Here is a 24,146-nt window from a genome sequence, read left to right on the forward strand (position 1 = left end):
CGATCCGCGGACCGTTGGCCGCTCCCCGCCGCTACAACCCGCTGACCCGCAACGTGATGTTGAGCCGCCCGTCGAGCCCGAGCCCGGGCGGCGCCGTCCCCGGCTCGGTCCTCGGCACCCCGTGGTACGCGAACCGTGACTCCCCGCCGAACACGAACAGGTCACCGCTGCGCAGCTCGACGTCCGTGTACGGCTTCGTACGTGTCTCGGTGTTGCCGAACCGGAAGACACATGTGTCACCGAGGCTGAGGGAGACGACCGGCGCCGTGGACCTCTCGTCCCGGTCCTTGTGCATGCCCATGTGGGCGCCGGTGTCGTAATAGTTGATCAGGGCGATGTCGTACGGATCCTGATCGGTGGCGCCGGCGTCCCCGTACGCGGCCGTGAGCGCCCGCCGTCCCAGCGTCACCAGCTCCTCCGGCATCGGCTTCACCGCCTCCCCGTCACCGTCGACGGCGGTGCGCGCGTACCCGTACGGGAACCAGTGCCAGCCGAGCCCGAACTGCCGCACGCTCATCCGGCCGCCGCCCGGCAGCCGCACGTCCCGGAGCCCGGCGGGCGGGCGCGCCCACGTCCGGCACAGCTCGACGAGGTGGCGCTGTTCGCGCGCGTCGAGCCAGTCGGGGACGTGGACGGCGCCGGGGGCGGGCTCCGTGCGGTCGCGGGCGAACAGTTCGTTCATGGGTCCCAGTGTCGCCGAAGGCGGTGGGGCAGCCGCCGCTCAGTACGGGCGCAACCGGTCCTTGGGCGCCGCCTTGCCCGGGCGGGCGGCCGTGTCCTTCGGGTACGAGATGTGTTCGGGGTCGCCGTCGGAGGTGTAGCGGGCGAGTTTCCCGGCGGCCAGCTGGTCGAGCCAGTGCGCGGAGCTGAAGCCGCCGTCCTTGCCCTTGTCGGCGCCCGAGCGGACGCGCGGGATCGCGGCCGGTTCGAAGGAGTCCGCGTACGGCGAGGGGGCCGGGTTCGCGCCGACGAGGTAGACGCCCCGGTTCTTGTACGTCGTGCCGGACGCGCTGCCGTTCAGCCCCAGGGAGGCGGGCTCGGGCTGGACGCCGTACGGGAGGGCGAGGGAGCGGACGTCGGCGTCGGGGACGTCGCGGGTGATGGACTTCTGTCCTTCGGCGATCTGGGCGCGGGCCTTGGCGGCTCCGGACTGGGCGAGATTGGCGTGGTCGAGGGTGTGGTTGCCGATCTCGAAGCCGTTCTTGTGCGCCCAGGTCAGGGCCTTCTTCTGGCCGGTGGCGGCGAAGGCGTCGCCGTTCACGAAGAGGGTGGCGCGGGGCTTGAAGCGGGGGTGTGCGGCGGCGACGTCGCGCAGGATGCCGACCGCCGAGTCCTTGGTGGGTTTCCCGTCGGAGCCGAGGTGGAGCTGGCTGTCGGTGGAGTCGTCGAAGGTGAGGACGACGGGGTGGGCGCCGGCCGGAATGTCGATCTTCCCGGTCTCGAAGTCGCCCGCGGTCACGGGCACGTAGCCCTCGCGGGCGAGGCGTTCCAGTTCCGTGCGGAAGTCCTTGGGTGTGCGGTCGTACGCGCTCTTCGGGTCGTCGACGATCTGGTGGTACATCAGCACCGGCACCGCGCCGAGTTCATTGGCGCGCACTTTTTCCGGCGCGGGAGGTTTGGCCGGTTTCGCAGCCCCGGACGTGTGTCCGGAGCCCGGGGAGCGGGAATCCTGCCGGTCATCGGCGGACCGCGGGGGCTTGGACCCCTCATTGTGCGCATCGCCCCCGGTACCGCCGCAGGAGACCACCCCCGCCACAAGGACCAGAGCGGCTACGGAAGTTGTGGCGATTCGGTGCACACGACGAAGACGGAGAAGACACAGAAGGCGCAGTAGACCACGACGCACGAGACCTCCTGGAGGATCTGCTGATGCGGCTCGACTGGAAGAACTGGCTCCGCTCCCCCACCTCCCGCTCATCCGGTTCCACGTCCGATTCGGCCGCCAGTGCTTCTCCGGCGGGCTTCCCACGCAGAAGGCCCGTCATCCTCGTGTGCGTACTGCTCGCACTGGTTCTCGCCATAGGCGGCACACTCTCGCTACGCGCCGCACACGGAACCTCCCTGAACCTCGTGGGCCTGCCGCGCGACGGCGAGGTGGGCGCGCAGGTGCTGCGCTCCGGGGAGTTCGAGGTGACGGGCGCCGACGGCGGAAAGCTGAAGGGCACGAAGGTGACCCTCGACGGCGAGCCGCTGCGCACGCGGGCCGGGCAGGGCGGCGGCCTCTCCGTCGACCTGGGCGACGTACGGGACGGCACACACCAACTGCGGGTCACCCAGCCGGGTTCGTGGCTCGGCGGTGACACCGAGGTCACGCGGAAGCTCACCGTGGACACCGCGGCGCCCCGCCTGAAGGTGGCCGACACGAAGGCCGGCGGGTTCCAGAAGCCCGTCACCGTGCGGGGCGAGGCGGCGGGCGCCCAGAAGGTGACGGTGGCCGGGCGGGCGGCGAAGCCGGCGAAGGACGGCTCCTTCGCGGTACGGCTGCCGCGCCCACCGGGGCGTACGACGGTCACCGCGACCGACGCGGCGGGCAACACGGCCCGCGAGGACGCCGAACTCACCGTACATCGGCCGCTGTTGAGGACCGTGCACGTCAGCGCGCAGGGCTGGGCCTCGGACGCGCTGCGCGGGCCCGTCATGAAGATGCTGAAGCAGAAGAAGATCAACGCGGTGCAGCTCGACATCAAGGACGAGCTCGGCGAGGTCGGTTACGACTCGAAGGTGCCGCTCGCCAAGAGCATCGGCGCGGCGAAGGGGTACTACGACGCGAAGAAGGCGGTCAAGGAGATCCACGCCGCGGGCGGGGCGGTCGTCGGCCGCATCGTCGCCTTCCGCGATCCGATCCTCGCCACCAAGTCGTGGAAGACAGGCCACCGCGACCGCGTCGTGCGCACCCCCGGCGGCGGCGCCTACAACGGCGGCAGCTACGGCCAGTTGTCGTTCACGAACTTCGCGAACAAGGAGGTCAGGAAGTACAACATCGACCTGGCCGAGGAGGCAGCGAAGCTGGGCTTCGACGACATCCTCTACGACTACATCCGCCGCCCCGACGGCCCGATCCGCAAGATGTCCTTCCCGGGCCTCGGTGACACCAGCCCCGAGCGCTCCGTCGCCGACGTCGTCGGCGAGACACGTGCCGCCGTCCGCAAGCACCACGCGTTCCTCGGTGTCTCGGTGTTCGGCATCGCCGTCGACCGGCCCAAGGAGATCGCCCAGGACGTCGGCATGCTCGCGCAGGAGGCCGACTACATCTCGCCGATGATCTACCCCTCGCACTGGGCGAAGGGCGAATACGGTGTCTCGGACCCCAACTCCCAGCCGTATCCGATCACCAAGCGCTCGCTGGCCGCCTTCGCGAAGAAGACGAAACACACCGACGCGCAGATCATCCCGTGGATCCAGGACTTCTCCCTCGGTGTCTCGTACGGCGACAAGGAGGTCCGCGAGCAGCTCGACGCGGCGAGGTCCGACGGCATCAAGGGGTTCCTGCTGTGGAATCCGGGAGTTCAGTACCACGAGGGGGCGTTGGACTGAGAGGACGGCGCCTTGGGCGCGCGCCGTGGGCGCCGTCGGACGACGGCGCTCAGCCGCGCACCACCCCGATCAGTTCGGCCACGGTGCGTGCCATCGCGTCGCGTGCCACCTTGAGGTACTTGCGCGAGTCGACCGCCTCCGGGTGTGCGGTGAGGAACTCCCGGACGGCGGAGGTCATCGCGATGTTCAGGGCCGTGCCCACGTTGACCTTGGAGATGCCGGCGCGGACGGCCGCGGCCAGCTCCGCGTCCGGCACGCCCGAGGAGCCGTGCAGCACGAGCGGTACGTCGAGGCCGTCGGCGAGCCGCTTCAGCAGGTCGTGGTCGAGGGTGGCGGTGCGGGTCGTCATGGCGTGCGAGGAGCCGATGGCGACGGCGAGCGCGTCGACGCCGGTGTCCGTGACGTAGGCGCGGGCCTCGCCGGGGTCGGTGCGGGCGCCGGGCGCGTGGGCGTCCAGCGGCCCGGCCCCGTCCTTGCCGCCGACCTGCCCCAACTCGGCTTCCACCCATAGGCCGTTGGCGTGCCCCCAGTCGGCGGCGGCGCGGGTCGCGGCGAGGTTCTCGTCGTAGGGCAGGCGCGCGGCGTCGTACATCACGGAGCCGAACCCTGCGTCGGCCGCCTGCCGCAGGAGTTCGTCGCTCTGTACGTGGTCCAGGTGCAGGCCGACGTCGACGCGCGCGGACTCGGCGGCGGCGACGGCGGCGCGGGCCAGCGGCAGGATGCGGCCGTGGCGGTAGCGGACGGCGTTCTCGCTGATCTGGAGGATGACGGGGGCGTCGACGGACTCGGCGCCCGCGACGACGGCCTCGATGTGTTCGAGGGTGATGACGTTGAACGCCGCCACGGCGCCGCGCCGGGCCGCCGCCGCGCCGACGAGGGTCCCTGTTGCTGCGAGGGGCACGGCCCCTCCCTTCTCAAGTCCTTGGCGGGGACGGTCAGTTGGCGTCGAGGATCACCGAGCGGGTGAGGTGGCGGGGGCGGTCCGGGTCGAGCTCGCGGCGGGCTGCCACGGCCACCGCGAGGCGCTGGGCGCGGACGAGTTCCGCCAGCGGGTCGAGGCGGCCCTCGATCCAGAGCGCTCCGGTCGCGGCGACCTGCCCGGCGAGACCTTCGGGGGCCTCGCCGATCATCCACGTCGCCGTACCGGACGTCGTGACGCTGATCGGGCCGTGCCGGTACTCCATCGCGGGGTACGCCTCGGTCCACGACAGGGACGCCTCGCGCATCTTCAGCGCCGCCTCGCTCGCGAGGCCGACCGTCCAGCCGCGGCCGAGGAAGGTGAACTGGCCGCAGTCCACGAGCCCTTCGGGCAGCGGCTCGGCGAGCGCCGTGCGGGCGTCGGCGACCGCCTGCTCGTCGTGCAGGCCCAGGTGGGCGCGGAGCAGGGTGAGGGCGGTGGTGGCGAAACGGGTCTGGACGACCGAGCGCTCGTCGGCGAAGTCGAGGACGACCAGGTCGTCGGCGGCGTCCGCGATCGGGGTCGCCGGGTCACCGGTGATCGCCGTGGTGCGGGCCCTGCCCCGGTGCGCGGCGAGGAGGTCGAGGACCTCGGTGGTGGTGCCGGAGCGGGTCAGCGCGATCACGTGGTCGTAGGAGCGTCCCGCCGGGAACTCCGATGCCGCGAACGCGTCGGTCTCGCCCTGCCCCGCCTGCTCGCGCAGCGTCGCGGCGGCCTGCGCCATGAACCACGAGGTGCCGCAGCCGACGATCGCCACCCGCTCCCCTGCGGCGGGCAGCGCGGCCTTGTGCCGGGTGGCGAGGCCCGCGGCCCGCGTCCAGCACTCGGGCTGGCTGTTCAGCTCGTCCTCGACGTGGCTCATACCGTTCCCCCACTCCTCGATGGGGTACGCCCGTGGGGCGCACCCGCTGGATGCGTTGCTCTGCGTCTTCCCGATTCTGCGTGTTCCTGCAAGATATAGCTAGCTTTCGCGCACAATCAAGCATTAGCGCGCAGGCCGGTTAAGGTCGTGCCACCGAACCGATCCCGCACTGATCCCGCACTGATCCCGTACTGACCCCGTACCGATCCCGTACTGAACGACGAGTTGGAGAGCCGCCGATGTCCCGCGACGCCCGCTGGAAGTCCCTCCTCGAACTGCTCGTCGAGCGCGGGCGCCTGGACGTGGAGGACGCGGCGAGCGAGCTCGGCGTCTCCGCCGCGACCATCCGCCGCGACTTCGACGGCCTCGCCGAGCAGCAGATGCTCGTACGCACCCGGGGTGGGGCCGTCGTGCACGGCGTCAGCTACGAACTCCCGCTGCGCTACAAGTCCGCGCTCGGCGCCGCCGAGAAGCAGCGCATCGCCAAGGCCGTCGCCGAACTCCTCACCCCCGGCGAGGCGGTCGGCCTCACCGGCGGCACGACCACGACGGAGGTCGCGCGGGCGCTCGCCGTCCGGCCCGACCTCTCCTCCGGATCGCCCGCCCTGACGATCGTCACGAACGCGCTGAACATCGCCAACGAGCTCGCGGTGCGGCCCCAGTTCAAGATCGTGCTCACGGGTGGGGTCGCGCGCCCGCAGTCGTACGAGTTGATCGGCCCGCTCGCCGACGGGGTGCTGGGACAGGTCACCCTCGACACGGCGGTGCTGGGTGTGGTCGGCCTCGACGTCACGCACGGCGCGTCCGCGCACGACGAGGCGGAGGCGGCGATCAACCGGATGCTGTGCGAGCGGGCGGAGCGGGTGGTGGTGGCGGCGGATTCCAGCAAGTTGGGGCAGCGGGCGTTCGCGCGGATCTGTGACGTGGCGGAGGTGGATGTGCTGGTGACGGATACGGGGGCGGATGACGGGGTTGTGGGGCGGTTCACGGAGGCGGGGGTGCGCGTACTCACCGTGTGACCGGGGCGTTTCCTACGTCGCGGGGCTCTGCCCCGGACCCCGCTGCCTCTCGTCCGACGGCGGGGCTCATAGGGACGGCGCCCACAGACGCCGGGGGCCTCGGAAACCCCCTTGTTCGGATCCGGGGTCCGGCCTACCCTGCCTTTTGTGCCGCTACTGAACAAACTCCGGGGCGTCAGCGTCGACGATCCCCGCGCCGCGTCCCTGGCCCGGCTGCGCCTGGCCATCACCGCGTTCTTCGCGCTCGACGGCTTCGTCTTCGCCGGGTGGGTGGTGCGGATTCCGGCTGTGAAGGCGCAGACCGGGGCGTCGGCGAGTGCGCTCGGGCTCGCGCTGCTGGGGGTCTCGGCCGGGGCCGTGATCACGATGATGCTGACCGGGCGGCTGTGCCGGCGCTTCGGTTCGCACGCGGTGACCGTCGCCTGCGGGGTACTGCTGCCGCTCACCGTGATCCTGCCGCCGCTGACCCACTCGCCCGTCGCGCTCGGCCTCGTCCTGCTGGCGTTCGGGGCGGCGTACGGCGGCATCAACGTGGCGATGAACAGCGCCGCCGTCGACCTGGTCGGCGCGCTCGGCAGGCCGGTCATGCCCAGCTTCCACGCCGCGTTCAGCCTCGGCGGGATGGTCGGGTCGGGGCTGGGCGGCCTGGTCGCGGGGCACCTGTCCCCCACCAAGCACCTGATCGGAATCGCCGTCATCGGCCTCGTCGTGACCGCGTGCGCCGCGCCGACGCTGCTGCGGCACCCGGCGCCGCGCCCCGTGGACCGTACGCCCGCCGCCGAGACCACCGGAACCGGCGCCCGTACGCGCATCGACGGGCGTACGCGGCTGCTCGTCCTCGTCTTCGGGCTCATCGCCCTGTGCACGGCGTACGGCGAGGGCGCCCTGGCCGACTGGAGCGCGCTGCACATGGAGCAGGACCTGCACGCCCACCCCGGCGTCGCGGCGGCCAGCTACTCGTGCTTCGCGTTCGCCATGACGATCGGCCGGCTCACCGGCACGGCGCTGCTCGAACGGCTCGGCAGGACCCGGACGTTGGTGGCCGGCGGGCTGACCGGCGCGGCCGGGATGCTGCTCGGCTCGCTGGCGCCCACGGTGTGGCTCGCGCTCCTCGGGTTCGCGATCACCGGCATCGGCCTGGCGAACCTGTTCCCCGTCGCGATCGAACGGGCCGGGGCGCTCGCGGGCCCGACGGGCGTCGCGGCGGCGTCCACGCTCGGCTACGGCGGCATGCTCCTCGGGCCGCCCGCGATCGGCTTCATGGCGGACTGGTTCTCGCTGTCCGCGGCCCTGACGAGCGTGGCGCTGCTCGCCGCCGTCGCCGCCACGATCGGCTTCGCGACGCGGCGGGTGGCGACGACGTAGAAGTTCAACCCGCTTGCGCCCGTCAACCCGCTTGCGCCCGTCAACCCGCTTGCGCCCGTGGGCGCTTCGGACGGCAGACTCTGCCCATGCAGATTGCCGAACTCATTCGAATTGTCGACATCGAGGGCCGGTCGCTCGCCGCGGCCGCCGAAGAGGCGGGCGTCGACGCCAAGGTGCCCACGTGCCCCGGCTGGCAGATCCGCGATCTTCTACGTCACCAGGGCGCGGTGCACCAATGGGCGACCTCTTACGTGGCGGAGCAGCGCAAACCGCACGGGATCGGCCACCACGAGGTCGGCCTGGACGGCGCGGAACTGCTCGCCTGGTTCCGCGAGGGCCATCGACGACTTGTCGACACGCTCACGGCGGCCCCGGCCGACCTGGACTGCTGGGCCTTCCTCCCGGCCCCTTCGCCGCTGGCGTTCTGGGCCCGCCGCCAGGCGCACGAGACGACCGTGCACCGCGTGGACGCGCAGTCGGCGCTGGCCAGGACGGTCCACGAGGAGCCGATCACCGCGGAGTTCGCGGCCGACGGGATCGACGAGCTGCTCGCCGGTTTCCACGCCCGCGAGCGCAGCCGGGTGCGCTCGGACGTGCCCCGGACCCTGCGCGTACGGGCCACGGACGCCGGCCCTGACGCCGTGTGGACGGTGCGGATCACACAGGATCCGCCGGCCACCGAGCGCGGCGCCTCGGGCGAGGCGGAGTGCGAACTGTCCGGTCCCGCGGTGCGTCTGTACCTGGCGCTGTGGAACCGGCTGCCGTTCCCCGATGTGAGCGGGGACCCGGCGTTGGCCGCGTTCTGGCGGGAGCACTCGGGGGTCTGACGTCACCGGCTCGGCTGGTGCCGCGCCGCCCGGTCCACGCGCGGCCGGCGGCGTGCCCGTCGGCCGACAACCACGGCGGCCACTCCGAGTACGAGGGCGAGGCCGGCCCCGACGACTCCGTTGCCGGTGCCGGGGCCGCCGTCGGCGAGTGCGAGGTCGACGGCGCCGACGACGATCGCGACGAGCCCCGCGACCTGGGCGGCGAACGCGGCCTTGCCGGCGCGGTCACCGATCCGGCCGGTCAGCGCGAGGACGGCGAAGATCACGCCGATCAGTCCGACGCCCGCGGCGGCCGAGGACCACACGCGCTCGGCGGTCCAATAGGGGGTGTCGGCGTCGGCCGCCTGGACGGAGACGAGCGCCGACCGCACTGACATCAAGCCCGACATGGGATTCTCCTTCACCTTCGCCGCGTTGCGAGTTGACGCTTCGAGGATGTCGCCGGGGCCGGGGACCCGTCGTCCGGCAGCCGTGGACTCTTCGGGCTACCGCGGCTGCCGCAGCCGCCGTCGCCGTACCGCGTCCGCGGTAGCCCGCCGGTCCTCCGCGCGCACGGTCCGCCCGTGCCGCACCGCGGCTACATTGCGCGCATGGGCACGGAACGGTTCGCTGTGCGGGCGGGTGTCAGGGACGCGGTGATCGCCGGGTGTGTGACGGTGCTGCTGCTCGCCGCCGATCTCTCCGGCGCCCGGGCCGGTACCCGGCTCGAACTCCTCGGCCACGCCCTGCTGTTGACCGGCGGGCTCGCGCTGTACGCGCGCCGCAGGGCCCCGGTCGCCGTCCTGGCGGTCACCGGCCTGTGCGCGGTCGGCCACCAGGCGGCGGGCGTCGATGTGCCGGTCGTGGCGTTCCTGTTCGCGGTGTACGCGGCGGTGCGCGAGGGCCACCGGCTGAGCACGGTGGTGGCGTCGGTCGCGGTGATGGCGGCGCTGCCGCTCGCGTATCTCGTCTCGCCGGGCGGCGATTCGGTGCGCGCGGCGTTCACGCACTCGCGCGGCGCCCTCGAACTGGGCTGGCTCGTCGCGGCCGGCGCGGCGGGGGAAGCGCTGCGGCAGGCCGAGCGGCGGGCGGACGAGGCGGAGCGCACGCGGGAGGAGACCGCGCGGCGCCGCGCCGACGAGGAACGGCTGCGGATCGCAAGGGAGTTGCACGATTCACTGACCCACCAGATCTCGATCGTCAAGCTCCAGGCCGAGGTCGCCGTGCACGTGGCGCTCCGGCGCGGCGAGCGGCCGCCCGAGCCCCTGCTGGCGATCCAGGAGGCGGGCCGGGAGGCGAGCCGGGAGCTGCGCGCGACGCTGGAGGCGCTGCGCGACGACGACACTCGTCCGCCGCACACCCTCGACGACATACCGGAGTTGGTGAAGCGGTCCTGCACGGGCGGCCTGGAGACGCGGCTGACGGTCGAGGGCGCGCCCCGTGACGTGCCGGCCGCCGTGCAGCGCACCGCGTACCGCGTCGTCCAGGAGGCGTTGACGAACGTCGCCCGGCACGCCGCCGCCCGCACCGCCGAGGTCACCGTCGAGCACCGCGAAGGCTCCCTCACCCTGTGCGTCGAGGACGACGGCGGGGCCCGGCCCGGCTCCGCCCCGCTGCCCGGCATCGGGCTGCTGGGCATGAACGAGCGTGTCACGGCGCTCGGCGGCACCCTGCGCGCCGGGCCGCGCGCCGAGGGCGGGTTCCGGGTCCTGGCCGAGCTGCCCGTGGAGCGCACCCCATGACCGGGCGCGCGGGGCGCACGATCCGGGTGGTCCTGGTCGACGATCAGCCGCTCATCCGCAGCGGGTTCCGCGCGCTCCTCGACCTGGAGGACGACATCGAGGTGGTGGCCGAGGCCGCCGACGGCGAGGAGGGCCTCGAACTCGTCCGGCGGCATCTGCCGGACATCGTGCTGCTCGACATCCGGATGCCGGTCGTCGACGGCATCGAGGCGACCCGCCGGATCGCCGCCGACCCGGCCCTCGACCAGGTGCACGTGGTCGTCCTGACCAACTACGGCCTGGACGAGTACGTCTTCGACGCGCTGCGGGCGGGCGCCGCCGGGTTCCTGGTGAAGGACATCCTGCCGCAGGACCTCCTGCACGCGGTCCGGGTCGCGGCGCGCGGCGAGGCACTGCTCGCGCCGTCCATCACCCGGAAACTGATCGACCGTTACGTCACCCAGCCGCCGCATCCCGGCCTGGCGAAGGGCCTGGACGAGCTGACGAACCGGGAGCGCGAGGCCGTCGTCCTGGTCGCCCACGGGCTGTCCAACGACGAGGTCGCGGCGCGCATGGTGATCACCCCGCTGACCGCGAAGACCCACATCAACCGTGCCATGTCCAAGCTCCACGCCCGCGACCGCGCCCATCTCGTGGTGCTGGCCTACGAGTCCGGGATCGTCGCCCCGCGCGGCGCCCCGTGACCCGCGGTCCGGCTCAGCCCAGCCACCCCGGCCGGACGAGCCCCGACTCGTAGGCCAGCACGACCAGTTGGGCGCGGTCGCGGGCGCCGAGCTTCACCATCGTGCGGCTCACGTGCGTCTTCGCGGTGAGCGGGCTGACGACGAGGCGGCGGGCGATCTCCTCGTTGGTCAGGCCGATGCCGACGAGCGCCATCACCTCCCGCTCCCGCTCGGTCAGTTCGGCGAGCGGAGCGGCGGCCTCCGGCTCCTTCGAGCGGGCCGCGAACTCGGCGATGAGGCGTCGGGTGACGCCCGGCGAGAGCAGCGCGTCACCGTGCACCACGGCCCGTACGGCGCGCAGCAGTTCGTCCGGTTCGGTGTCCTTGACGAGGAACCCGGAGGCGCCGGAGCGGATGGCCTCGAAGACGTACTCGTCGAGCTCGAAGGTGGTCAGCATGACGACCTTCACCGCCTCCAACCCGGCGTCCTCGCTGATGCGCCGGGTCGCCGCGAGGCCGTCGAGCAGCGGCATGCGGATGTCCATGAGCACGACGTCGGGGCGCAGTTCGCACACGAGCCGCACGGTCTCCTCGCCGTCGGCGGCCTCGCCCGCGACCTCGATGTCGTTCTGCGCGTCGAGCAGCGCCCTGAATCCGGCGCGGACGAGCGACTGATCGTCGGCGAGCAGTACGCGGATCACGGCGTGGCCTCCCGGTTCGTGGCGGTGAGCGGCAGCCGCGCCACCACTCGGAACCCACCGTCGGCGCGGCCGTCGCGCGGTCCCGCCTCGATCGTGCCACCGAGGGCGGTGGCGCGCTCGCGCATTCCGGCGAGCCCGTTGCCGCTGCCGCCCGCGTCGGCGCGGGTCGCGGGCCCGTCGTCGTCGACGGTGAGGGTCAATTCGCTGTCGGTGTACGTGAGTTGTACGCGCGCGTGGCGTGAGCCCGAGTGCCGTACGACGTTGGTGAGCGCCTCCTGGACGATGCGGAACGCGGCGAGGTCGGTGCCCGGGGGCAGCGCGGTGCGGGTGCCGTCGGTGGTGCCGTCCGTGGCGACGTCTGTGATGACGTCGACGGTGAGTCCGGCGCTCGCGGCCTGGTCGACGAGTTCCGGGAGCCGGTCGAGGCCGGGGGCCGGGGCGCGTGGGGCGTCGCCGGGGGCGCGGAGGGTGTCGAGGACCTGCCGCACCTCCCCAAGCGCCTCCTTGCTGGCGCTCTTGATGGTGGTGAGCGCGGTCCGCGCCTGCTCGGGGTCGGTGTCGAGGAGGGCGAGCCCGACGCCCGCCTGCACGTTGATCACGGAGATGGAGTGGGCGAGCACGTCGTGCAGTTCGCGGGCGATGCGCAGGCGCTCCTCGTCGGCCCGCCGCCGCGCGGCCTTCTCCCGCTCCACGCGCGCGTGCTCCCACTGCTCGCGGCGCACCCGGGCCAGTTCGGCGATCGCCATGACCGCGAGCACCCAGGCCGCGACGATTCCCTCCTGCCCCCAGGAGGCGGGCCCGTCGCCGGTCGGCGGCAGATACGCGTACAGCCAGTGCCCGATGAGCAGATGGCCGGCCCAGAGCATCCCGGCCGCCGCCCACGCCGCCCACCGGCGGCCCGCCACGATCGCGGAGAAGCAGGCGAGGGCCACGAGCAGGAACACCGGGCCGTACGGGTACCCGGCGCCCAGGTACACGGTCACGCACGCCGTCGTACCGAACGCGACGGCGACGGGGTACCGCTGCCGCCACAGCAGCAGTGCGCCTCCGGCGAGCATCAGGAGCCGCGCGAACACGTCGAGGTCGGCGCGCTCGCCCGCCTGCCCGTGCGCGGCGAAGTTCGTGCCCAGGAGCACGAACGCGGTGACCAGCAGCGTGGACCGCCACGGCCACCGGCGCCCGCCCTCGGCAGACCGGCTCCAGGCAGGCCCGATCCCGGCGGGGCCGCTCCCGGCAGGGCCGCTCCCAGCAGGGCCGCTCCCAGCAGGCCCGCTCCCGGCGAGCCCGCTCCCCCACCGGGCACGCAGCCACGGTGGACCGCCCCACCGCGGGGGCGGACCACCGTCGCGTACGCGCTGCTCGTCCATGTCGCCACGCTAAGCGCCGGGTCCGACATCGGGCGTCCGCCGTGCGAGGTGATCACGCGTACTTCCCGGGGAGTACGCGCGCGTGGTGGCTATCGGGTGGTGGCTATCGGGTGAGCCCGACGTCCTTCGCGAGCCGTGCCGCGGCGTGCGCGAAGAAGGCCGAGCGGTCCTCGACGACCCGGTTGAACTGGCCGAACAGCTCGAAACCGACGAGCCCGAAGAGCTGCGCCCACGCGGCAACGAGCGCGGCCACCACCTCCGGCGGCAGGTCAGGCGCCAGCTCCGCCGCCATCCGCTCGGCCTCGGGCCGCACCGCGTCCGCGAGCGGGGGCGCGGTCACGCCGCCGCCCTGATGGGCGTCGCGCACGATCCCGATGAGCAGTTGCCCCACGCGCGCGGCCGCCTGGACCGTGGTGTCCGGGGCCGTGTAGCCGGGCACCGGGGAGCCGTAGATGAGGGCGTACTCGTGCGGATACGCGAGGGCCCAGTCGCGCACCGCCACGCACACCGAGGTCCAGCGTTCCGTGGCCGACGACGTCCGGACGAAGCCGACGTCGGCATGCTCGGCGGCCGCGCCCAGCGCGTCGTACGCGTCGATGATGAGCGCGGTCAACAGCTCGTCGCGGCTGGGGAAGTAGCGGTACAGGGCCGAGGAGACCATGCCGAGCTCCCGGGCCACGGCGCGCAGCGACAGCTTCGCAGCGCCGCCTTCGGCGAGCTGTCTGCGCGCCTCGTCCTTGATGGCGGCGGTGACCTCCTGCCGGGCGCGGGCGCGGGCTCCTTGGGCGGCACTGGTGGCGCGTGGGGGTGTGCTGCGGCTCGTACTCATGGGTCGAGTCTTCCACGGTGGCGGAGCGCCGCACACATTGCGGTGCACTGTTCAAAAAAGAGAGCACCGCTCTTGCTTTGGATCACCGAACCCGTGCACACTGCTCTCAAGCGAGAGCACCGCTCTCGAAAAACTCTCTCCGGGAGTCACCATGGCCGCACAGCCCGAGCCCTACTACCTCAAGGCCACCCCCTCCGCCGCGCGCATGAACAAGGCGATCGGCTGGCTGGCCCGCCGCGGACTCAGCCTCGCCGGCTCCGCGGAGCTCTCCGTACGAGGCCGCAAGAGCGGCCAGATGCAGCGCATCCCGGTCAACCCGCACACGTACGAGGGCGAGCAGTACCTCGTCTCGGCCCGCGGCCACTCGCAGTGGGTGAAGAACATGCACGCCGCGGGCGGCGGGGAGCTGCGGGTGGGCCGCAAGGTCCGCGCGTTCGAGGCCGTCGAGCTGGCCGACGACGACCTCAAGCGCGAGGTGCTGCGCACCTACCTGGAGCGGTGGGGCTGGCAGGTGAACGACTACTTCAAGGGCGTCACGGCGAAGTCGACGGACGACGAGATCTCCGCCGCATCGCCGGACCACCCGGTGTTCCGCATCACGGTCGGCGAGTGACCGTCGGCGGCCCTCAGCGGTCGAGCCGCGACAGCGCCCGCCCCGCCATCGGATGCGTCCGCACCAGCTCGCCCAGGGTCGTCGAGCCCCGGGTGATCCTCGCGAACGCGTTCCATGCGGGGCGCAGCGAGGTGAGCGCCGCGTGCAGCAGCCCCGGCTTGCGCTCGAAGACGGTCAACATCCGCTTGCCGACGGCCATTTCGACGCCGAGCCCGGCCTTGACGGCGAACGCGTAGTTCAGCGCCTGCCGCCGCGCGTCCACCGCGTCGTGCGCCTCGGCGACGCGCACCGCCCACTCCCCCGCGAGCCGCCCGGAGCGCAGCGCGAACGAGATGCCCTCGCGGGTCCACGGCTCCAGGAGCCCCGCCGCGTCGCCGCACACCAGGACCCGCCCGCGCGAGAGCGGCGAGTCGTCGGCGCGGCAGCGCGTCAGATGTCCGGAGGAGATCGAGGGCTCGAAGCCGGCGAGCCCGAGCCGCGCGATGAAGTCCTCCAAGTACCGCTTGGTGGCGGCCCCTTCGCCCTTCGCCGAGATCACGCCGACCGTGAGCGTGTCCCCCTTCGGGAACACCCACCCGTAACTGCCGGGAATCGGCCCCCAGTCGATGAGCACGCGCCCCCGCCAGTCCTCCGCGACCGGCTCCGGCACCGGGATCTCCGCCTCAAGACCCAGGTCGACCTGGTCCATCTCCACGCCGACGTGCGCGCCGATCCGGCTGGCGCTGCCGTCGGCTCCGACCACCGCCCGCGCGAGGATCGTCTCGCCGTCCTGCAGCCCCACCGCGACGGTGCGCCGGTCGGGGACGGCGCTGCCGTGCTGCTCGACGCGCGTCACCGTGACGCCGGTGCGCAGTTCGGCGCCCGCCTTCTGCGCGTGCTCGACGAGCTGGGCGTCGAACTCGGGCCGGTTGATGAGCCCGAACAGCATCTTCTTGGAGCGCCGGGTGCGCGTGTACTTGCCGTTCAGGGAGAACGTCACCGCGTTCACCCGGTCCTTGAAGGGCAGCACGAAGCCGGGCGGCAGCGAGTCCCGCGACGGGCCGATGATGCCGCCGCCGCACGTCTTGTAGCGGGGCAGTTCGGCCTTCTCCAGGAGCAGCACCCGACGCCCCGCGCTCGCGGCCGCGTACGCGGCGGACGCCCCGGCCGGGCCCGCGCCCACGACGACGACGTCCCACACACTCCCGGACTGCCCGCCGTCCACGCTCCCGGACTGCCCGTCGTAGCCCGTCTCGTTGCCGTCCGTGCCGCCCGTCGCCGGGTTCTCGCTGCTCACGATGGTCTGCTGCTCCCGTTTCGCCCATCTTGGAATGCCTGCCGCACCTGTCCCAGGCATCCTACGGCGGGCCGTGTGTCAGCCCGCTGTGGGAGGATCTTCCGCACAGCTTGAAGCACACACCCTGCACAACGTCGCACCCACGAGGAGCGTGCCCATGTCGCCGCGTCCGATTGCCGAGACCGTCGCCTCGCTCATGCCGAAGGCCAAGGCGGAGCTGACCGAACTGGTCGCCTTCAAGTCGGTCGCGGACTTCGAGCAGTACCCGAGGAGCGAGAGCGAGGGCGCCGCGAACTGGGTCGCCGACGCGCTGCGCACAGAGGGCTTCCAGGATGTGGCACTGCTCGACACCCCGGACGGCACGCAGTCGGTGTACGGCTTCCTGCCGGGCCCCGAGGGCGCGCCCACGGTGCTGCTGTACGCGCACTACGACGTGCAGCCGACGCTGGACGAGTCGGCGTGGGTGACGCCCCCGTTCGAGCTGACGGAGCGCGCGGACGGCCGCTGGTACGGGCGCGGCACCGCCGACTGCAAGGGCGGTGTGCTGCTGCACCTCCTGGCGATCCGCGCGCTGAAGGCGAACGGCGGGGTGCCGGTCGGCGTGAAGGTGATCGCGGAGGGTTCCGAGGAGCAGGGCACGGGCGGCCTTGAGCGCTACGCCGAGCAGCACCCGGAGCTGCTCACGGCCGACACGATCGTGATCGGCGACGCGGGCAACTTCCGCGTCGGCCTGCCCACGGCTACGGCGACGCTGCGCGGCATGACCCTGGTGCGCGTCGAGATGGCCACCCTCGAAGGCAACCTGCACTCCGGCCAGTTCGGCGGCGCCGCCCCGGACGCGCTTGCCGCCCTGGTCCGCGTACTGGACTCGCTGCGCGCCGAGGACGGCTCGACGACGATCGACGGCCTGGACCCGTCCGCCTCCTGGGACGGCCTGCAGTACGACGAGGACGCGTTCCGCAAGGACGCCAAGGTGCTCGACGGCGTCGACCTGATCGGCTCCGGCTCGGTCGCCGACCGCATCTGGGCGCGCCCCGCCATGACCGTCCTCGGCATCGACTGCCCGCCGGTCGTCGGCGCGACGCCGTCCGTGCAGGCCGGCGCCCGCGCGCTGATCAGCCTGCGCGTGCCGCCTGGCACGGACGCCGCGGAGGCCACGAAGCTCCTCATGGCGCACATCGAGGCGCACACCCCGTGGGGCGCCCAGGTGAAGGTCGAGCAGATCGGCCAGGGCCAGCCGTTCCGCGCGAACACCGAGAGCCCCGCGTACGCGGCGCTGGCCGACGCGATGCGGCAGGCGTACGACGGCCAGGAGATGCAGTACGCGGGGCAGGGCGGCTCCATCCCGCTGTGCAACACGCTCGCCGCGCTCTACCCGGAGGCGGAGATCCTCCTCATCGGCCTGAGCGAGCCGGAGGCCCAGATCCACGCGGTGAACGAGTCGGTCTCCCCCGAGGAACTGGAGCGCCTCTCGGTCGCCGAGGCCCTCTTCCTCCAGAAGTACGCGTCCGCCAACTGACGCGCCCCCAGGGCGAATCTGCTCTGGGCCAAGTCGTACGTCGCCCTGCCCGCGCCCCTCGTACGGTCGCGGGCATGACGCCCTACGCACCCACCGAAGTCCTCGACCTCACGCCCCGCCTGCGCATGCTGCGCTTCCCCGTGGGCCAGGCCTACCTCTGGCGCGACGACGGGGAGTTGACCCTGATCGACGCGGGCGCGCCCGGAGCCGGCGGGCCCATCGCGGACGTCGTACGGGACTGGGGCCACGCCCCCGAGGACGTACGCCGTATCGTCCTGACGCACTTCCACGAGGACCATGCGGGCGGCGCCGGGGAGTTCGCGCGCCTCAGCGGCGCCGAGGTGTCCGCGCACCGCCTCGACGCCCCGTACGTGCGCGGCGAGGCGACGGGCCCAAGTCCGGTCTACGAGGACTGGGAACGCCCCCTCCACGCGCATGCCTTGGCCCAGCTCCCGGCGCCGCCCGCCGCCCCTGTGCTCCCTTACGAAGTAAGGGAGTTGGAGGACGGCGACACGCTCGACTTCGGGGACGGGGCGCGGGTGGTCGGCGCGCCCGGCCACACCGACGGCTCGATCGGCATCCATCTCCCGCACCACGGCGTGCTGTTCACGGGCGACGCGATCGCCGTGTCACCGCTGGACGGCCAGGTCGTCCTCGGCGTGTTCAACCTCGACAAGGAGCGGGCGATCGCCTCGTACCGGCGGCTCGCCGCGCTCGACAGCGAGGTGGCCTGCTTCGGGCACGGCGACCCGCTGGTGGGCGGGGCGGGCGAGGCGCTGCGCACGGCCGTGGCGCGCGCTCACCCCACCGGCACCCCGGCCTCCAAGTAGTGGGCCGCCCCGCGTTCACGCGCCCTTAGAGCCCAGCGCAACCGTTCGAACCGCACGGGCGGCAGCATCACCGCGGCCTCGCTCTCCGTCACGAAGCGCCAGGCGCGCAACTCGGGCCCCGGCAGCAGCACTTCGCTCGCCCGGGCCCCCGCGAGCCGGCCACCGTCGAAGAGCAGGCGAAGGCCGCCGTAGCCGGGCGGCATGGGCGACTCCCAGTCGACGACCAGCAGGCGCGGCACGTCGTCGAGCCGTATGCCGGTCTCCTCCTCCACCTCGCGCACCCCCGCGCGCGCGGGTGCCTCGCCCGCCTCGACGACCCCGCCGGGGAACTCCCAACCGGGCTTGTACGTAGGGTCGACGAGCAGCACCCGGTCCTCGTCGTCGAAGAGCAGCACCCCCGCCGCGACGGTCTCCGCGGTCGGCTCGGGCGTCTGGACGATGTCGCAGGAGGCCGCGTCCCCGGTGCGCAGCGCCGCGGCGATCCGGACGGCGGTCTCGTACGGGGACAGGCCGCCGTTGTCGACGGGGTACGCGTCGGCGGCGAGCCAGCCTCCGAGCGCCACGCGGTAGTGCTCGATGTCGGCGGGGGGCTCGCCCGCGGGGTCACGGGTGCGCAGGATCGTTTCCCCTGGAGCGAGCAGCACATGGCACACGGGAATCCGCCGGGCCGCGAGCCCCCCGAAGACCTCGTCGCGGTACTCCTCGCGCAGCAGTCCCATCGGCACCACGAGTACGCCACCCAGCTCGGCGAGGAGCGCCGCCGCCGTGTCGACGACCATGCGCCGCCAGATCGGCAGGTCCTGATAGGTGTTCACCTCGGCGAGCCGCTTCGCCGGTAGCAACCGTTCCAGGTCTTCCTCGATCACCTCGGGGTCGAAGAGTGTGCAATTGGGGATCAGGTCGATCAACTCCCGCGCCGCGGTGGTCTTTCCCGCACGGGATGCCCCGTTGATCCAGACGATCACGGTTCCCCCTCTTCCATCGGCCCCCTGTGGCTTGCCCGGAACACCCTGCCACGGAAACCAGCCGCTGATGAGGGGATCGGTGTATGGGCCAGCAACTGCGGTCCAGTGGGCGGCCGACGTGCGGCGCCCGCCCACCGCCCAGGGAAGTCGCGGTAGACGGGCCCTCCGTACCAGGCGGTCGCACGCCATGACACCGCCCGGGCGTCTCCGGGGATCGGGGGGAGCCCGGAGACGCGCACGGGAGACCCGACGGCTCAATGGCACCCACCGCTGCCCGACGGTGGGCGATCGGCCTGATCCCGGCCTCCCGCTCTCTCCGGGCCAGTCAAGCGCGACCCCACCGCGAGCGACACCGTGTGTGCGCGGTCGGCGACGGTGCGGAGTTCACACGGGGTGCGAGCCGAACACACCGGGTGCATCGGGAGAGCAAGGCAGCGCCAACTGTCAAGTGGATTCCGGGGAATTCACCCCATCAAGTGGCGTTATCCGCCCAGGAATCGTTCCGTCGACCCAGCGTGACCGCCGTCCGGCTAGCGTGCTCGACCTGGCACCCTGGACCCCGGTGGCCTCATCCCGCCCGACCGGCACCGCTTTCGGTTCCGGACGGGCCCTTGACCCGGGGGTCCAGATGCTTCGGAGCTGTCACCAGGGCTACGCTGTCGGCTCTTTCGACGAGACGACCACGTACGACGACGAGTTTCCCGCGCCCCGACTGCGCGCCGAAGGGGACTGCGTCGTCGTCGAACTCTTCGGCGAGATCGACATCTTGGCGTTCCACCACCTCGCCCCGCTCTTCGACTCCCTGACCTCGGGGCCCTATCGCCTGGTGGTGGCCGACCTGACCCGGACCACGTTCATCGACTGTTCCGGGCTCCGGCTCCTCGTACGCGCCGCCCACCGGGCCCGCGACCGGGACGGCCGCGTCACCGTGGTCTGCCACGAGCGCCTCACTCTCCGCCTCATCGAACTCGGCGGCCTGACCAGGCTGTTGACACCGGTGGAGACCGTGGAGCAGGCGGTGTGCCGTGACCCGGACGCGCCGGAGGACCGTGGGCAGCCGCCTGTCGCGGGGTGAATCGACGGGGCATACGGGCGGGCGAGGGCGCGGCTTCCGCCCCCGTACGGTCGGCCGGAAGTGGCGTGCCGCGCAACGCCCGCGCCGCGCAGCGCCTCACACCGCCTGTCGCGGCACTCCGTTCACACCCGAGCCCGTACCGCGCAGCGCCGCTGCCGCCGCGCCCACGAGGCCCGCGTCCGTACCGGTCGAGGCCGGGGCCACCGTGAGGCCCTGGACGAAGGACAGCGTGGCGTAGTCGCGCAGCGCGCGGCGCAGGGGCGTGAACAGGACGTCGCCCGACTTGGCCACGCCGCCGCCGATCACCGCGATGTCGATCTCCACCAGCGTCGCCGTCGCCGCGATGCCGGCCGCGAGGGCCTGGGCCGCGCGCTCGAACGAGGCGATCGCCACCGGGTCACCTGCGCGGGCCGCTTCGGCCACCGCCGCGGCGGTCGCGTCGCCGTCGGGGCCCGGCTTCCAGCCCTCGGCCAGAGCGCGGCGGGCGATGTTGGGACCGCTGGCGATGCGCTCGACGCAGCCGCGCGCCCCGCACGGGCAGGGGTCGCCGTCCAGGTCGACGCTGATGTGGCCGATGTGCCCCGCGTTGCCGGTCGGCCCGGGGCGCAGTTCGCCGCCCAGGATCAGGCCGCCGCCGACACCGGTCGACACGACCATGCACAGCGCGTTGTCGTGGCCGCGGGCCGCGCCCTGCCAGTGCTCGGCGGCCGTGATCGCGACGCCGTCGCCGATCAGCTCGACGGGAAGCTCACCAGTGACCGCGCGCACCCGGTCGACCAGCGGATATCCGCGCCAGCCCGGCACGTTGACCGGGCTGACCGTGCCCCGCGAGCGGTCCACGGGACCGGCGCTGCCGATGCCCACGGCGCGCACCCGGGGCCACGGCGCGGCGGCCGTCAGCTCGCCGAGCACCGCCTCCACCGCGCCCATCACCGTGTCGCCGTCCTCCTGCGCGGGGGTCGGCCGCTGGGCCCGTACGAGGAGCCGGCCCCGGTCGTCCACAAGGGCACCGGCGATCTTGGTGCCGCCGATGTCGAGCGCGGCGACGAGGTCCATGTGCATCGGTGTCTGGTCTCCCGGAAAAGGCAGGTCGAGGGGCGGGCCGAAGGCGGTCGCGTCGATGGTCGCGGACAGCGGCCGGGGCGATGGTAGACAGTCTCTCCCGCATCTGACAACGTTGTCCAGGCCCTATGCTCGACGCCACACGCCCAGGCGACAGGACAGGACAGCGCACAGTGGACCGTACCGCCCCCCGTACCGAAAGCCGCTATGGCAACCGCCCGACGATGAAGGACGTCGCGGCGCGCGCCGGGGTCGGCCTGAAGACGGTCTCCCGCGTCGTGAACGCGGAGCCCGGTGTCACCGAGGACACCGAGCGCCGTGTCCAGGAGGCGATCGCCGCGCTCGGCTTTCGGCGCAACGACAGCGCGCGCGTCCTGCGCAAGGGGCGTACGGCGAGCATCGGACTCGTCCTGGAGGATCTGGCCGACCCGTTCTACGGTCCGCTCAGCCGCGCCGTCGAGGAGGTCGCGCGGGCGCACGGAGCGCTCCTCATCAACGGGTCCAGTGCCGAGGACCCGGAGCGGGAGCAGGAATTGGTGCTGGCGCTGTGCGCGCGGCGCGTGGACGGGCTCGTGGTGATCCCGGCGGGGGCCGACCACCAGTATCTGGAGCCGGAGATCGCGGCGGGTGTCGCGACCGTGTTCGTGGACCGGCCCGCCGGGAGGATCGACGCGGACGTGGTGCTGTCGGACAACTACGGTGGCGCGCGGGACGGGGTCGCCCATCTCATCGCGCACGGGCATCGGCGGATCGGCTTCATCGGTGACCAGCCGCGCATCCACACGGCGGTGGAGCGGCTTCGTGGGTACCGGGCCGCCATGGAGGAGGCCGGGCTCGACGTCGACGAGCGGTGGGTGTCGCTCGGTGTCACCGATCCGGAGCGGGTGCGGCGGGCGGCCGAGGAGATGCTGTCGGGCCCGGATCCGGTTACGGCGATCTTCGCGGGCAACAACCGTGTGACGGTGACGGTGGTGCGGGTTCTGGCCGAGCGCGAGCGGGGTGTCGCCCTGGTCGGGTTCGACGACATCGAACTGGGTGACCTGCTGAAGCCGGGGGTGACGGTGGTGGCGCAGGATGCGGCGCAGCTGGGGCGTACGGCGGCGGATCGATTGTTTCTGCAGTTGGACGGGGCGGGGCTGGCGCCGGAGCGGATAGAGCTTCCTACGCGGTTGATTCGGCGGGGGTCGGGGGAGATTCCGCCTGCGGGTTGAGCGGGCCGGATCGGTTGCGGCCCCGGTAGGTCCGGTGCGGCACCCCGGGGGTGACGTCGCGGGGCTCTGCCCCGGACCCCGCTGCTCAATCGCCGCAGGGGCTTGATTTGTCCGCACCGTGGCATGCGGACGCCATGAATGCGCCGAGCACGCGACGCAGAGGGCTTGATTTGTCCGCACCGTGGTGTGCGGACGTGTGAATGCGCCACTGCCCCTCCCCGGCCGTCCCCGGGGAGGGGCAGTGGTGGTTCGCGGGGCGGTGCTACTGGGCCGTGGCCGTCAGGTCGCCGCGGCGGGGGGCGGAGTAGGACTCCAGGTCGGCGCGGGTGAGGCCGGAGAGGCGGGCGACCTCGGCGGTGTCGAGGGCGCCGCAGTCGAGGCCGCGCAGCAGGTACCCGGCGAGGGCCTTGGCGGTGGCGGGCTCGTCGGCGATGTCGCCCTCGGACTGGTTGGCGTACGCGGCGAGGCGCGCGGCTGCGGCCTCGAAGCCCTCGCGGTAGAACGCGAAGACGGCGGCGTAACGGGTCGGGATGTGGCCCGGGTGCATGTCCCAGCCCTGGTAGTAGGCGCGGGCCAGGGCGCGGCGGGTGAGGCCGAAGTGCAGGCGCCAGGCGTCGTGCACCTTCTCCGTGGAGCCGACCGGGAGGACGTTCGTGGAGCCGTCCGAGACGCGGACCCCGGTGCCGGCCGCGGCGACCTGCATGACGGCCTTCGCGTAGTCGGCGGCCGGGTGGTCGCTGGCCTGGTAGGCGGCGGAGACGCCGAGGCAGGCGCTGTAGTCGAAGGTGCCGTAGTGCAGGCCGGTGGCGCGGCCCTCGGCGGCCTCGATCATGCGGGCCACGGTGGCGGTGCCGTCGCCACCGAGGATGGACTGGCTGGTCTCGATCTGGATCTCGAAGCCGATCCGCCCTGCCTCCAGGCCGTGCTGCTTCTCGAAGGCTTCGAGGATCCGGACCATGGCCGTGACCTGCTCCGGGTACGTGACCTTGGGGAGGGTGAGGACCAGGCCGTCGGGCAGGCCGCCGTGCTCCATGAGGCCGGTGAGGAAGATGTCGAGGGTACGGATGGCGCGGTCGCGGACCGCCTCCTCCATGCACTTCATGCGGATGCCCATGTACGGGGCGGCGGTCCCGTTCGCGTACGCCTCGGCGATGACGCGCGCGGCGCGCGCGGCGGTCTCGTCCTCGTCGGCGTCCGACTCCGGGCGGTATCCGTCCTCGAAGTCGACGCGCAGGTCCTCGATCGGCTCCCGCTCCAGCTTCGCGCGTACGCCCTTGTAGACCGGCTCGGCGAGCTTCTCGCTCAGGCCGAGGACGGCGGCGAAGGAGGCGGCGTCCGGGGCGTGCTCGTCGAGCTGCGCGAGGGCCTTGTCGCCCCAGGTGCGGATGGTCTCGGCATTGAACGCGTCACCGGGGACGTAGACGGTGTGGACGGGCTGACGGGTGCCGGGGTCTCCCGGGTAGCGGCGGGCGAGCTCCGCGTCGACCGGGGCGAGTGAGGCGCTGATGCTCTCGCTGACCGTGCCCGCGAGGCTCGTCGACACCTTCTCCTGCTGACCCATTCGTGCACTCTCCATATGCTCGATGTTTCCACTTCACGGAATCAACAATCCGTATAGCGAAGTTAACTGTCGGCGTGATCGGCGTCAATGGGTCCTTTTCGTCGTACCCGCATCGTCCCGTTACGCGGACGGGGCCGCGCGGTGCAGAAGCACCACGCGGCCCCGTCTCCACCTTGAACAGGGGAACTGT

At 72.6% G+C, this 24,146-nt stretch carries 23 protein-coding genes; 11 read left to right on the top strand and 12 right to left on the bottom strand.

The window, feature by feature from the left end; all coding sequences use genetic code 11:
* Positions 1 to 31: 31 nt before the first annotated feature.
* Both RBJ65_RS37170 and RBJ65_RS37175 read right to left on the bottom strand, forming a co-directional pair.
* Positions 32 to 682 carry an alpha-ketoglutarate-dependent dioxygenase AlkB gene (locus RBJ65_RS37170; RefSeq protein ID WP_306319674.1) on the bottom strand — a complete coding sequence of 217 codons (651 nt, stop codon included), beginning with the start codon at positions 680 to 682 and terminating at the stop codon, positions 32 to 34.
* Between the two features lie 39 nt (positions 683 to 721).
* Positions 722 to 1,597, bottom strand: coding sequence for a polysaccharide deacetylase family protein (locus RBJ65_RS37175; RefSeq protein WP_306319673.1), 876 nt, complete (start codon positions 1,595 to 1,597; stop codon positions 722 to 724).
* 272 nt (positions 1,598 to 1,869) lie between these two features.
* Between RBJ65_RS37175 and RBJ65_RS37180 the strand changes: the two genes are divergently transcribed.
* Entirely contained in the window at positions 1,870 to 3,534 is a 1,665-nt protein-coding gene (locus RBJ65_RS37180) for a putative glycoside hydrolase (protein WP_306319672.1), read from the top strand.
* 49 nt (positions 3,535 to 3,583) lie between these two features.
* Here the strand turns inward: RBJ65_RS37180 and RBJ65_RS37185 are convergent, their stop codons facing one another.
* Positions 3,584 to 4,435: a class II fructose-bisphosphate aldolase gene (locus RBJ65_RS37185; RefSeq protein WP_306319671.1), complete on the bottom strand. Its 852-nt coding sequence runs from the start codon at positions 4,433 to 4,435 to the stop codon at positions 3,584 to 3,586.
* A gap of 34 nt (positions 4,436 to 4,469) precedes the next feature.
* Positions 4,470 to 5,354, bottom strand: coding sequence for an SIS domain-containing protein (locus RBJ65_RS37190; RefSeq protein WP_306319670.1), 885 nt, complete (start codon positions 5,352 to 5,354; stop codon positions 4,470 to 4,472).
* Positions 5,355 to 5,593: 239 nt separating this feature from the next.
* Between RBJ65_RS37190 and RBJ65_RS37195 the strand changes: the two genes are divergently transcribed.
* The 3 genes from RBJ65_RS37195 to RBJ65_RS37205 all read left to right on the top strand — a co-directional run bounded on the left by RBJ65_RS37195 (position 5,594) and on the right by RBJ65_RS37205 (position 8,565).
* The gene (locus tag RBJ65_RS37195) at positions 5,594 to 6,373 is read left to right on the top strand and encodes a DeoR/GlpR family DNA-binding transcription regulator (RefSeq protein WP_306319669.1); all 780 of its coding nucleotides are present in this window, start codon (positions 5,594 to 5,596) and stop codon (positions 6,371 to 6,373) included.
* A 147-nt stretch (positions 6,374 to 6,520) separates the two neighbouring features.
* The gene (locus RBJ65_RS37200; RefSeq protein WP_372341300.1) at positions 6,521 to 7,738 is read left to right on the top strand and encodes an MFS transporter; all 1,218 of its coding nucleotides are present in this window, start codon (positions 6,521 to 6,523) and stop codon (positions 7,736 to 7,738) included.
* 86 nt (positions 7,739 to 7,824) lie between these two features.
* On the top strand, positions 7,825 to 8,565 hold the full coding sequence (locus RBJ65_RS37205) for a maleylpyruvate isomerase family mycothiol-dependent enzyme (RefSeq protein ID WP_306319668.1): 741 nt from the start codon (positions 7,825 to 7,827) through the stop codon (positions 8,563 to 8,565).
* Positions 8,566 to 8,567: 2 nt separating this feature from the next.
* Here the strand turns inward: RBJ65_RS37205 and RBJ65_RS37210 are convergent, their stop codons facing one another.
* On the bottom strand, positions 8,568 to 8,954 hold the full coding sequence (locus RBJ65_RS37210) for a DUF6223 family protein (RefSeq protein ID WP_306319667.1): 387 nt from the start codon (positions 8,952 to 8,954) through the stop codon (positions 8,568 to 8,570).
* 201 nt (positions 8,955 to 9,155) lie between these two features.
* Here RBJ65_RS37210 and RBJ65_RS37215 point away from each other — a divergent pair, with 201 nt between their 5' ends.
* Positions 9,156 to 10,286: a sensor histidine kinase gene (locus RBJ65_RS37215; protein ID WP_306319666.1), complete on the top strand. Its 1,131-nt coding sequence runs from the start codon at positions 9,156 to 9,158 to the stop codon at positions 10,284 to 10,286.
* On the top strand, positions 10,283 to 10,969 hold the full coding sequence (locus RBJ65_RS37220; protein ID WP_306319665.1) for a response regulator transcription factor: 687 nt from the start codon (positions 10,283 to 10,285) through the stop codon (positions 10,967 to 10,969). Before RBJ65_RS37215 ends, RBJ65_RS37220 begins: the two co-directional genes overlap by 4 nt.
* Before the next feature lie 13 nt (positions 10,970 to 10,982).
* On the opposite strand, the gene RBJ65_RS37225 is transcribed toward RBJ65_RS37220, so the two are convergent.
* The 3 genes from RBJ65_RS37225 to RBJ65_RS37235 all read right to left on the bottom strand — a co-directional run bounded on the left by RBJ65_RS37225 (position 10,983) and on the right by RBJ65_RS37235 (position 13,844).
* Entirely contained in the window at positions 10,983 to 11,648 is a 666-nt protein-coding gene (locus RBJ65_RS37225) for a response regulator transcription factor (protein WP_306319664.1), read from the bottom strand.
* Entirely contained in the window at positions 11,645 to 13,015 is a 1,371-nt protein-coding gene (locus RBJ65_RS37230) for a sensor histidine kinase (RefSeq protein WP_306319663.1), read from the bottom strand. Before RBJ65_RS37230 ends, RBJ65_RS37225 begins: the two co-directional genes overlap by 4 nt.
* A 103-nt stretch (positions 13,016 to 13,118) precedes the next feature.
* Positions 13,119 to 13,844, bottom strand: a complete 726-nt coding sequence (locus tag RBJ65_RS37235) for a TetR/AcrR family transcriptional regulator (RefSeq protein WP_306319662.1) — start codon at positions 13,842 to 13,844, stop codon at positions 13,119 to 13,121.
* A gap of 151 nt (positions 13,845 to 13,995) precedes the next feature.
* Here RBJ65_RS37235 and RBJ65_RS37240 point away from each other — a divergent pair, with 151 nt between their 5' ends.
* Entirely contained in the window at positions 13,996 to 14,457 is a 462-nt protein-coding gene (locus tag RBJ65_RS37240) for a nitroreductase family deazaflavin-dependent oxidoreductase (protein ID WP_306319661.1), read from the top strand.
* Between the two features lie 13 nt (positions 14,458 to 14,470).
* Here the strand turns inward: RBJ65_RS37240 and RBJ65_RS37245 are convergent, their stop codons facing one another.
* Positions 14,471 to 15,733 (bottom strand): geranylgeranyl reductase family protein, encoded by a 1,263-nt coding sequence (locus RBJ65_RS37245; protein ID WP_372341299.1) that lies wholly within the window; start codon positions 15,731 to 15,733, stop codon positions 14,471 to 14,473.
* Between the two features lie 157 nt (positions 15,734 to 15,890).
* Between RBJ65_RS37245 and RBJ65_RS37250 the strand changes: the two genes are divergently transcribed.
* Together RBJ65_RS37250 and RBJ65_RS37255 are read left to right on the top strand one after the other, a co-directional pair.
* Entirely contained in the window at positions 15,891 to 17,252 is a 1,362-nt protein-coding gene (locus tag RBJ65_RS37250) for a dipeptidase (protein ID WP_306319660.1), read from the top strand.
* Between the two features lie 74 nt (positions 17,253 to 17,326).
* Positions 17,327 to 18,082 (top strand): MBL fold metallo-hydrolase, encoded by a 756-nt coding sequence (locus RBJ65_RS37255; RefSeq protein ID WP_306319659.1) that lies wholly within the window; start codon positions 17,327 to 17,329, stop codon positions 18,080 to 18,082.
* Here the strand turns inward: RBJ65_RS37255 and RBJ65_RS37260 are convergent.
* Positions 18,052 to 19,047: an NUDIX domain-containing protein gene (locus RBJ65_RS37260; protein ID WP_306319658.1), complete on the bottom strand. Its 996-nt coding sequence runs from the start codon at positions 19,045 to 19,047 to the stop codon at positions 18,052 to 18,054. The two genes, RBJ65_RS37255 and RBJ65_RS37260, sit on opposite strands and share 31 nt — an antisense overlap.
* Positions 19,048 to 19,675: 628 nt before the next feature.
* Here RBJ65_RS37260 and RBJ65_RS37265 point away from each other — a divergent pair.
* The gene (locus RBJ65_RS37265; protein WP_306319657.1) at positions 19,676 to 20,122 is read left to right on the top strand and encodes an anti-sigma factor antagonist; all 447 of its coding nucleotides are present in this window, start codon (positions 19,676 to 19,678) and stop codon (positions 20,120 to 20,122) included.
* Positions 20,123 to 20,218: 96 nt separating this feature from the next.
* On the opposite strand, the gene RBJ65_RS37270 is transcribed toward RBJ65_RS37265, so the two are convergent.
* Positions 20,219 to 21,184 (bottom strand): ROK family protein, encoded by a 966-nt coding sequence (locus RBJ65_RS37270; protein WP_306319656.1) that lies wholly within the window; start codon positions 21,182 to 21,184, stop codon positions 20,219 to 20,221.
* Between the two features lie 128 nt (positions 21,185 to 21,312).
* On the opposite strand from RBJ65_RS37270, the gene RBJ65_RS37275 reads away from it, so the two are divergent.
* Complete coding sequence (locus tag RBJ65_RS37275; protein ID WP_372341298.1) at positions 21,313 to 22,395, top strand: LacI family DNA-binding transcriptional regulator; 1,083 nt, start codon at positions 21,313 to 21,315, stop codon at positions 22,393 to 22,395.
* A 262-nt stretch (positions 22,396 to 22,657) separates the two neighbouring features.
* Here the strand turns inward: RBJ65_RS37275 and RBJ65_RS37280 are convergent, their stop codons facing one another.
* Positions 22,658 to 23,956 carry an aldolase/citrate lyase family protein gene (locus RBJ65_RS37280; protein WP_306319654.1) on the bottom strand — a complete coding sequence of 433 codons (1,299 nt, stop codon included), beginning with the start codon at positions 23,954 to 23,956 and terminating at the stop codon, positions 22,658 to 22,660.
* Positions 23,957 to 24,146 lie beyond the last annotated feature (190 nt).

The organism is Streptomyces sp. KL109B, assembly GCF_030766935.1.
Classification (GTDB): domain Bacteria; phylum Actinomycetota; class Actinomycetes; order Streptomycetales; family Streptomycetaceae; genus Streptomyces.

Coding starts and splice junctions, on each gene's coding strand:
- RBJ65_RS37215 (WP_306319666.1), top strand. CDS start 9,156: ATGGGCACGGAACGGTTCGCTGTGCGGGCGGGTGTCAGGGACGCGGTG.
- RBJ65_RS37220 (WP_306319665.1), top strand. CDS start 10,283: ATGACCGGGCGCGCGGGGCGCACGATCCGGGTGGTCCTGGTCGACGAT.
- RBJ65_RS37240 (WP_306319661.1), top strand. CDS start 13,996: ATGGCCGCACAGCCCGAGCCCTACTACCTCAAGGCCACCCCCTCCGCC.
- RBJ65_RS37275 (WP_372341298.1), top strand. CDS start 21,313: ATGCTCGACGCCACACGCCCAGGCGACAGGACAGGACAGCGCACAGTG.
- RBJ65_RS37180 (WP_306319672.1), top strand. CDS start 1,870: ATGCGGCTCGACTGGAAGAACTGGCTCCGCTCCCCCACCTCCCGCTCA.
- RBJ65_RS37265 (WP_306319657.1), top strand. CDS start 19,676: ATGCTTCGGAGCTGTCACCAGGGCTACGCTGTCGGCTCTTTCGACGAG.
- RBJ65_RS37230 (WP_306319663.1), bottom strand. CDS start 13,015: ATGGACGAGCAGCGCGTACGCGACGGTGGTCCGCCCCCGCGGTGGGGC.
- RBJ65_RS37250 (WP_306319660.1), top strand. CDS start 15,891: ATGTCGCCGCGTCCGATTGCCGAGACCGTCGCCTCGCTCATGCCGAAG.
- RBJ65_RS37205 (WP_306319668.1), top strand. CDS start 7,825: ATGCAGATTGCCGAACTCATTCGAATTGTCGACATCGAGGGCCGGTCG.
- RBJ65_RS37195 (WP_306319669.1), top strand. CDS start 5,594: ATGTCCCGCGACGCCCGCTGGAAGTCCCTCCTCGAACTGCTCGTCGAG.
- RBJ65_RS37190 (WP_306319670.1), bottom strand. CDS start 5,354: ATGAGCCACGTCGAGGACGAGCTGAACAGCCAGCCCGAGTGCTGGACG.
- RBJ65_RS37280 (WP_306319654.1), bottom strand. CDS start 23,956: ATGGGTCAGCAGGAGAAGGTGTCGACGAGCCTCGCGGGCACGGTCAGC.
- RBJ65_RS37210 (WP_306319667.1), bottom strand. CDS start 8,954: ATGTCGGGCTTGATGTCAGTGCGGTCGGCGCTCGTCTCCGTCCAGGCG.
- RBJ65_RS37255 (WP_306319659.1), top strand. CDS start 17,327: ATGACGCCCTACGCACCCACCGAAGTCCTCGACCTCACGCCCCGCCTG.
- RBJ65_RS37170 (WP_306319674.1), bottom strand. CDS start 682: ATGAACGAACTGTTCGCCCGCGACCGCACGGAGCCCGCCCCCGGCGCC.
- RBJ65_RS37235 (WP_306319662.1), bottom strand. CDS start 13,844: ATGAGTACGAGCCGCAGCACACCCCCACGCGCCACCAGTGCCGCCCAA.
- RBJ65_RS37270 (WP_306319656.1), bottom strand. CDS start 21,184: ATGCACATGGACCTCGTCGCCGCGCTCGACATCGGCGGCACCAAGATC.